10 protein-coding genes and 1 pseudogene are annotated in these 7,854 nt (G+C 66.6%); 3 read left to right on the top strand and 8 right to left on the bottom strand.

Features of this window, described 5'->3' with window-relative positions:
• Positions 1-2 precede the first annotated feature (2 nt).
• From GJV64_RS15695 to GJV64_RS08700, 3 genes are all read left to right on the top strand, one after another.
• Positions 3-140 carry a glycine zipper 2TM domain-containing protein gene (locus GJV64_RS15695; RefSeq protein ID WP_328799170.1) on the top strand — a complete coding sequence of 46 codons (138 nt, stop codon included), beginning with the start codon at positions 3-5 and terminating at the stop codon, positions 138-140.
• 34 nt (positions 141-174) lie between these two features.
• Complete coding sequence (locus tag GJV64_RS08705) at positions 175-906, top strand: hypothetical protein (RefSeq protein WP_235927665.1); 732 nt, start codon at positions 175-177, stop codon at positions 904-906.
• 101 nt (positions 907-1,007) lie between these two features.
• Positions 1,008-1,514 (top strand): Dps family protein, encoded by a 507-nt coding sequence (locus tag GJV64_RS08700; protein WP_164156868.1) that lies wholly within the window; start codon positions 1,008-1,010, stop codon positions 1,512-1,514.
• A gap of 5 nt (positions 1,515-1,519) precedes the next feature.
• On the opposite strand, the gene GJV64_RS08695 is transcribed toward GJV64_RS08700, so the two are convergent.
• The 8 genes and pseudogenes from GJV64_RS08695 to GJV64_RS08660 form a co-directional block, all read right to left on the bottom strand.
• Positions 1,520-2,134 carry a DUF1345 domain-containing protein gene (locus GJV64_RS08695; RefSeq protein WP_164156867.1) on the bottom strand — a complete coding sequence of 205 codons (615 nt, stop codon included), beginning with the start codon at positions 2,132-2,134 and terminating at the stop codon, positions 1,520-1,522.
• Complete coding sequence (gene nhaA, locus GJV64_RS08690) at positions 2,131-3,303, bottom strand: Na+/H+ antiporter NhaA (RefSeq protein WP_164156866.1); 1,173 nt, start codon at positions 3,301-3,303, stop codon at positions 2,131-2,133. Before nhaA ends, GJV64_RS08695 begins: the two co-directional genes overlap by 4 nt.
• A 69-nt stretch (positions 3,304-3,372) precedes the next feature.
• Complete coding sequence (gene rfbB, locus GJV64_RS08685) at positions 3,373-4,467, bottom strand: dTDP-glucose 4,6-dehydratase (RefSeq protein ID WP_164156865.1); 1,095 nt, start codon at positions 4,465-4,467, stop codon at positions 3,373-3,375.
• A complete protein-coding gene (gene rfbD, locus GJV64_RS08680; protein ID WP_164156864.1) occupies positions 4,467-5,315 on the bottom strand; it encodes a dTDP-4-dehydrorhamnose reductase in 849 nt (282 codons plus the stop codon). Before rfbD ends, rfbB begins: the two co-directional genes overlap by 1 nt.
• Positions 5,312-5,857, bottom strand: coding sequence for a dTDP-4-dehydrorhamnose 3,5-epimerase (gene rfbC, locus GJV64_RS08675; RefSeq protein WP_164156863.1), 546 nt, complete (start codon positions 5,855-5,857; stop codon positions 5,312-5,314). The genes rfbD and rfbC overlap by 4 nt, the downstream gene beginning before the upstream one ends.
• A 16-nt stretch (positions 5,858-5,873) precedes the next feature.
• Positions 5,874-6,713: a 2OG-Fe(II) oxygenase gene (locus tag GJV64_RS08670; RefSeq protein ID WP_164156862.1), complete on the bottom strand. Its 840-nt coding sequence runs from the start codon at positions 6,711-6,713 to the stop codon at positions 5,874-5,876.
• Positions 6,700-7,605: a glucose-1-phosphate thymidylyltransferase RfbA gene (gene rfbA, locus GJV64_RS08665; protein ID WP_164156861.1), complete on the bottom strand. Its 906-nt coding sequence runs from the start codon at positions 7,603-7,605 to the stop codon at positions 6,700-6,702. The genes GJV64_RS08670 and rfbA overlap by 14 nt, the downstream gene beginning before the upstream one ends.
• Before the next feature lie 11 nt (positions 7,606-7,616).
• A pseudogene (locus tag GJV64_RS08660) lies at positions 7,617-7,854 on the bottom strand (Coenzyme F420 hydrogenase/dehydrogenase, beta subunit C-terminal domain); the annotation flags it as partial.

The following is a 7,854-nucleotide window of genomic DNA, read 5'->3' as shown; positions in this document are numbered from 1 at the left end:
CCGTGGGCGGCGTGATCGGCAACCAGGTGGCGCGGCGCGAGGACCGCACGGTGGCCACGGTGGCCGGCGCAGTGATTGGCGGCCTGGTTGGCCGCAGCATCGATCGCGGCCGCCGCGACTGCCGCAATGACTGGCGCTGACGCTGGCGCCGATCGCGAACGAGGGAGACGAGACATGACCATGAACCTGAAGATCACACTCGCCGGCGTGCTGCTGGCTGCCGGCGCCGCCACCCCGGCCCTGGCCGATGATTGGCGTGACCGCCAGCGCGCGAGCCCGCGCGAAGTGGAACGCAGCTGGGACCGGGTGCAGGAAGAGCGCCGCGACCTCTATCGCGCCCAGCGGCGCGGCGACTGGCGCGACGTGCGTGAAGAGCGCGGCGAACTGGCCCGTGCCGAGCGTGAATTCCGCCAGGACCGCGCCGATCTCTATCGCGCCGGCTGGGGCGGTGGCTGGGACGACGACGACCGTCGCCGCGGCCGCGGCCGCGACTGGGACGACGATGATCGCCGTGGCCGCAAGTGGGACAAGGATTGGGGCTGGCGTGGCGGGCCGGGCAACGGACGCGGCTGGGGCCCGGGTGGCCGCCCGGCCAACGACTGGACCTGGCGCCGCGACGGCTGGAACCGGCCGGGTTGGCACGCCGAGAATTTCTATGTTGACGATCGGCGCTATGCCCCGCGCGTCCTGGGCTACAATGATCCGGTCTGGCGCGGTTATGACAACCGCTATTATTGCCGGCGCAGCGATGGCACCACCGGTCTGATCATCGGCGGTCTCACCGGCGGCACGCTTGGCAACGTGCTGGCGCCGGGCGGATCGAAGGTGCTTGGCAGCATCATCGGTGGCACCCTGGGTGCGGTGATCGGCAACAGCATTGACCGCAATCGCGTGGTCTGCCGCTAACCACGCAACAGCCTCGAAGAAACTGATGGCGTTCATCGGAAAAACCCGATGGACGCCATCTGTTTTAAAGTTCTATATTATTTCGAGAAAAGGAGACATTCATGTCGAAGAAAAATTCCAAGGCTGAAACCCGCGAATCTGGGGCCCTCGATCTTGGTATCGCTGACGAACAGCGCCGGGCGATTGCCGATGGATTGTCGCGTCTGCTCGCCGATACATACACGCTGTATCTGAAGACCCACAACTTCCACTGGAACGTCACCGGGCCGCAGTTCAATTCCCTGCACCTGATGTTCGAAACCCAGTATACCGAGCTGGCGCTGGCGGTCGATCTGATTGCGGAGCGTATCCGGGCACTGGGTGAACCGGCGCCGGGCAGCTATTCGGCCTATGCCAAGCTATCGTCCATCGCGGAGGCGGACGGCGTGCCGGAGGCGGCCGAGATGGTTCGCATTCTCGCCGAGGACCAGCTGGCCGTGGTGCGCACAGCCCGCGCCGTGTTCCCGCTGGCCGATGCGGCGCACGATGAACCCACCGCCGATCTGCTCACCCAGCGCATGCAGGTCCACGAGAAGACCGCCTGGATGCTGCGCGCCAACCTCGGCTGAGGGCGCTAGGCCAAGGCGCTGGCGACCAGGCTGACGGTGAGCGCAATCACCGCGATGTTGAAGGCGAAAGCCAGCAACCCGTGCGCCAGCGCCAGCCGGCGGATGGAGCTGCTCGTGATCTCCACGTCGGAGACCTGGAAGGTCATGCCGATGGTGAAGGCGAAGTAGCAGAAATCCCAGAAGTCAGGATGGTCTGCCGGTTCCGGGAAGCGCAGGCCGCCCTTGCCGCCGCCCTCACCGTAGAAGATGTGCATGTAATGCAGGGCAAACAGGTTGTTCGCGAACAGCCATGCCATCGAAAGCGAGACGCCGGCCAGCAGCAGGACGCCGGAACCGCCCCGCCCGAGTTCGGATGCCACCCCGGTCAGCACCACGGCAACGATCAGCAGGGCGAAGATCCGCAACAGGGCATGGCCGGGTTCGGCCGCTGCTGCGCGCAGCAAGGCCGGCGTGGCCTTGCGCATCCGCCAGCCGAGTGTGGCCAGAAAGGCCAGCACCGCCATATCGAACGCCAGCAGCAGCGCGATATCGAGCCCCGTCCGCGGCCACAGCAGCGCCAGCAGGGGGAGCATCACGCCGGCAAAGGCGGCATAATGGGGAAAGCGCCGCAACGCGTTCATGCGCGGCGCGTGCCCGACAGCACGGCAAGGCCCAGCAGCGCGGAAACGAGACTGCCGCCGATGATGCCCAGCTTGGCCGCGGCCTCCTGGGCACTGCCGGCGCCAAAGGCCAGCGCGGCGATGAACAGGCTCATGGTGAAGCCAATCCCGCACAGGAGCGACAGGCCCCACAGCTGGCGCACACTGGCGTTGGCCGGCATGTCGACCACGTCCAGCTTTACTAGCGTGAGGATCGCGCCGAAGATGCCGATCTGCTTGCCGATCACCAGCCCGGCGGCGATGCCCAGCACCAGTGGATCCAGCGCCGTGGCCAGCGTCACGCCCGAAAGGCCGACGCCGGCGTTGGCGAAGCCGAACAGCGGCACAATGCCGAACGCCACCCAGGGCGCGATGCCATGCTCCACGCGCAGCAGCGGGCAGCTGCGATCCTCCGGCGTGCCTGGCGTCGTGTGGATGGGCAGGGCCATCGCAGTGATCACGCCGGCCAGCGTGGCGTGGATGCCCGACGCGTGGATGGTCAGCCACAGCATCGCCCCCAGCAGCAGATAGGGCCACAGCAGTTGCACCCGGCGCCGCGACAGCAGGGCAAGACCGGCAGTGATCGCCAGCGAGGCCAGCAGCGCCGGCATCGCCAGATCCTGCGTGTAGAAGAGGGCGATCACCAGGATCGCGCCAAGGTCATCGATCACCGCGATCGCGGTCAGGAGCAATTTCAGGCTGGCCGGCACCCGGTCGCCCAGCAGGGTGAGCACACCCAGCGCAAAGGCAATGTCGGTGGCGGTGGGGACAGCCCAGCCCTTCAGATTGGGGCCCGCCTCAAGGTTGCAGGCGACATAGACCAGCGCCGGCACCAGCATGCCCGCGGCGGCAGCCACGCCCGGCAGGATGCGCCGCGGCCAGCTCGACATCTGGCCATCCAGCAGCTCGCGCTTGATCTCGCAGCCAACCAGCAGGAAGAACAATGCCATCAGCCCGTCGTTGATCCACTCCAGGAGGTTGAGCGGGCCGATCTCGAGGTGCAGCAGCGCCTCATAATCGGCGGCCAACGCACTGTTGGCGGCCAGCATCGCCAGCGCCGCCGACACCATCAGCAGCTGGCCGCCTGCCGCCTGGCCGGCGAGGAACTGACGGATCATCGTCAACCGCAGGGGAGGCAGGGGCACGCGCATCACACCCCACTTAACAACCGGGGGAGGAAGGTCCAAGCAATAGCGCCGGCAACCCGATGACGCCGGGCGTCAGCGGCGCGCGGCGTAGTTGGCCTCGACCCAGTCGCGATAGCTGCCGTCCATCACCGCCCGCCACCACGGCTCGTTGGCGAGATACCAGGCCAGCGTGGCGGCAAAGCCTTCGGCAAAGCCGCGCGCCGGGGCATAGCCCAGTTCGGCGCGCGCCTTTGTTTCATCGATGGCATAGCGGCGGTCGTGGCCGGGCCGGTCGGCAACGAAGCGCTTCAGGCTGGCGGTGGGCAGGCCTTGCGCGGCCGGCGCATCCGGAAAGCGCCGGGCGAGGTCCGCATCGGTGGCAAAGGCGGCATCGACTGCGGCGCACAGCGTGTCGATCACCGCCAGGTTGGGCAGCTCGGAGCCGCCACCGATGTTGTAGGTCTCGCCGACACGGCCGCGTTCCAGGCAGGCGGCGATCCCCCGGCAATGATCCTCGACATGCAGCCAGTCGCGCACCTGTTGGCCGTCGCCATAGATGGGCAGCGGTCGGCCATGCAGGGCATTGATCAGGAACAGCGGGATCAGTTTTTCCGGGAACTGGTAGGGGCCATAATTGTTGGAACAGTTGCTGGTGGTCGTCTGCAGGCCATAGCTGTGGTGCCAGGCGCGCACGAGATGGTCGCTCGCCGCCTTGCTGGCCGAATAGGGACTGTTGGGGGCATAGGGCGTGGTTTCCGTGAAGGCCGGATCACCGGGGCCGAGACTGCCATAGACCTCGTCGGTCGAAACATGGTGGAAGCGGTGCGGTTGGCCGCTACCTGCCAGCCAGACGGCGCGCGCTGCGGTGAGCAGCGACAATGTGCCGATCACGTTGGTGTCGATGAACTCCGCCGGGCCATGCAGAGAGCGGTCTACATGGCTTTCGGCAGCGAAGTGCACGATCGTGTCGATGGCGCCATCGTGCAGCAGGCGTTCGACCAGTGCCGTGTCGCGGATGTCGCCGTGGACGAAGTCGACGCCATCCACCCCGGCGAGGCTGGCGCGGTTGCCGGCGTAGGTCAGGGCATCGAGCACGGTGATGGCATCATCGGGCCGGTGGCGGCGCCAGAAGCGCACGAAGTTGGCGCCGATGAAGCCGGCGCCGCCGGTGACCAGCAGATGGCTCATCACCGCATCTCCTTCAGGCATTCCACCAGTTCGTGACGCCAGTGGCGGGCCGGGCCTGTCAGCGCCCATGTTGCCGTCTTGTCGAGTACGCCAAAGGCTGGGCGCCGGGCCGGGGTGGGATAATCATCGGTGGTGATGGGGATCACCGGCACGGCGCGCGCCAGCAGCCCCAGATGCAGCGCCTCGTCGTGGATGGCGACGGCAAAATCATACCAGCTGGCAATGCCGGCGTCGGTCCAGTGGAAGATGCCGTTGTGGGCTTTGAGGGCCCAGATGGCCCGCGCCAGGCTTCTGGCGTGGGTGGGCGTGCCGATCTGGTCGGCCACCACCCGCACCTCGGCACGCTCGCGCATCAGGCGCAGCATGGTGGCCACGAAATTGTTGCCGGCCGCCGCATAGACCCAGGCGGTGCGCAGGATCAGCGGCGCCGGGTGATGGGCGCGCGCCGCCACCTCGCCGGCCAGCTTGGTGCGGCCATAGGCGCTGGCCGGGGCGGGCCGGGCGTCGGGCGCATAGGGGCGGCCGGCGTTGCCATCGAAGACATAGTCGGTGGAGACCTGCACGAACCGCGCACCGGCAGCGGCGGCGGCAGCGGCGAGATGGCCAACCGCGACGGCGTTGACCTGCAACGCGGCGGCCTCCTCGGCTTCGGCCTTGTCCACAGCCGTCCAGGCCGCGGCGTTGATGACGAGGTCTGGCGCGGCAGCGGCCACCACGGCCGCCATGTGGGCCGCATCACAAATGTCGAACTCTGCCTCCGGTGGCGCCACCAGGGTGACGCCGGCCGGCACGGTTGCGGCGAGCGCGCGGCCCAACTGCCCGCCGCTGCCGGCAACCAGCACCCTCATGCGAAGACCTCCGCATCATGAAGGCGCGGCGCCGCTGCATCCTTGGCCGACAGGATTGGCGCCACCCCGGCATCGGGCCAGTCGATGCCGATGTCGGGATCGTTCCAGCATATGCTGCGGTCGCTGGGCGGGTCATAGAGGCTGGTGCATTTGTAGAGGAAATCGGCGCTGTCGGAGAGCACCAGGAAGCCGTGCGCGAAGCCGGGCGGGATATAGAGCATGCGGTGGTTGTCGCCGCTCAGTTCCACGCCCACCCAGCGGCCGAAGTGCGGTGAGGACCGGCGGATGTCGACGGCGACATCGAACACGGCGCCCTGCGTCACGCGCACCAGCTTGCCCTGCGGTTGACGGAGTTGATAGTGCAGCCCGCGCAGCACGCCGCGCGCCGACCGGCTGTGATTGTCCTGCACGAAATCGAGATCCAGCCCTGCCTCGGCAAAGCTGCGGCGGTTCCAGCTTTCAAGGAAGAAGCCGCGCGCATCACCAAACACGCGCGGTTCGATCAGCAGCACGCCGGGCAGGGCGGTCGCAGTTATAGTCATGCTGGCAGCACGGCCATCAGGCCTTGCGGCGCAGCATGCGGTACAGCGCCGGCGGCAGCCAGTCGTTGAGAAAATGCCGGAAGCCGATCTTCCAGTCCGTGCGATCGTTGCTGCCGGGCCGTGGTTTGAAGGCCGTGGTGCGATTTGGAACGGCGTCCAGCCCATCGGTAGCAGCGGTGTAGTAATAGAGTGCAACCGAACGGCGCGCCCGGTCGGGCGGGCAACTCACCGGATCTGGTACACCGTGAAAACTGTCGAGATCGGTATTGAACACCACGGCACGGCCCAGTTTCGGCAACACCTTGTGCGCGCACCGGCTCATGTCGCGTTCCCACAGTTCCAGCGCGCCATTCCAGCCTTCGTCCCAATCATCGTTAAGGTATATCAGCAGGTTGATACGGCGCAGCACGTTCATCTGGCTGTGAATATTGAAATCGGCATGCACACCAAGATGCCCGCCGGCACGGGTTTCATGCAGGCCGCCACCCGTGAAATGTGGATCAACGATCAACTTCTCGATGCCGGTCAGCCCTTCCAGAAATGCCACCATCGGGGCCGAAATGGTCTCCGCCAGAAAATTGCGGATCTGCACGGCTTCAAGATCGACGGGCTGCCACTCGAACTTCAGCCGTTCCTGGTCGCGGTTATACCCGGGTTTGACGGGCTTTTCCGGCCAATGCGCGACCAAGCCACGCAGCAGATCAGCATCTATGAAATCATCCAGCACGATATGTGGAAACGGTTGGGCTGCTTGATATTGCGCGCGCAAGGCAAGGCCCGCGTCCCGCGCACGCGCCATGTCAATCCGGAAGGCATTGCTGTTACGGTCGAGGATCTGGGTTTCAATGATCGGCATGGTACTGCACCGGTCCCCCACCCTGGCTGAGTTGCGCCAGTAAATACTCACCGTAGCCCGATTTGCGCAAGGGTTCGGCAAGGCGCGCCAGCGCCTCGCCGGAAATGAACCCCTTGCGCCAGGCGATCTCTTCAGGGCAGCAGATCTTCAGGCCCTGGCGCTCCTCGACAATGCGGACATAGAGCGCGGCATCGAGCAGCGCGCCGTGGGTGCCGGTGTCGAGCCAGGCAAAGCCGCGGCCCATCAGCTCGACATTCAGCTTGCCGGCCTCCAGATAGCGGCGGTTGAGATCGGTGATCTCCAGCTCGCCGCGCGCCGAGGGCTTGAGGTCACGGGCCAGCGCCACCGCATCGCCGTCATAGAAATAGAGGCCGGTGACGGCATAGTTGCTCTTCGGGCTTGCCGGCTTTTCCTCGATCGTCTCGGCGCGGCCATCGGCGCCGAACGACACCACGCCATAGGCGCCCGGGTCCTTGACGTAATAGCCGAACACGGTGGCGCCGTCGGTCCGGGCCGAGGCGCGCGCCAGCAGTTCCGGCAGGCCGTGGCCGTGGAAGATATTGTCCCCCAGGATCAGCACCGACGGGTCGTTCCCCACGAAGTCGGCGCCGATATGATAGGCCTGCGCCAGCCCTTCCGGCCGCGGCTGGCTGGCATAGCGGATGGAGATCCCCCATTGGCTGCCATCGCCCAGCAGCCCGGCAAAGGCCTCGCTGTCCTGTGGGGTGGTGATGATCAGGATCTCGGTGATGCCGGCCAGCAGCAGCACCGACAGCGGATAATAGATCATCGGCTTGTCATAGACCGGCATCAGCTGCTTGGAGACCGGCCGCGTCAGTGGATAGAGCCGGGTTCCCGAGCCGCCTGCCAGGATGATGCCCCTCCTGTTCATCTCACGTCTCTTCATGCCGTCCCCCGGATGAAGCGCCGCAGCAGCCCGCCAAAGCTTTTCAGCTTGGCTGCCAAGGGCTCGCGCCGTGACGCTTCGGCCACGCCCAGCCCCAGATAGCGCGGGACCGGCCGGCCGGCCACCCGCATGGCCCACAGGCGTGATGCCACCTGCTGCTTGCGCCGCGCCTGGTGCGGCTGCATGGCGATGATGCCGGCCACCGGCGCCTCTGCCACCACCACGCGGCCGGCA

This window comes from Sandarakinorhabdus rubra, assembly GCF_010994245.1.
Classification (GTDB): Bacteria; Pseudomonadota; Alphaproteobacteria; order Sphingomonadales; family Sphingomonadaceae; genus Sandarakinorhabdus; species Sandarakinorhabdus rubra.
The sequence above is the reverse complement of the archived record's forward strand: the minus strand, read 5'-3'. Positions and strand labels throughout refer to the sequence as shown.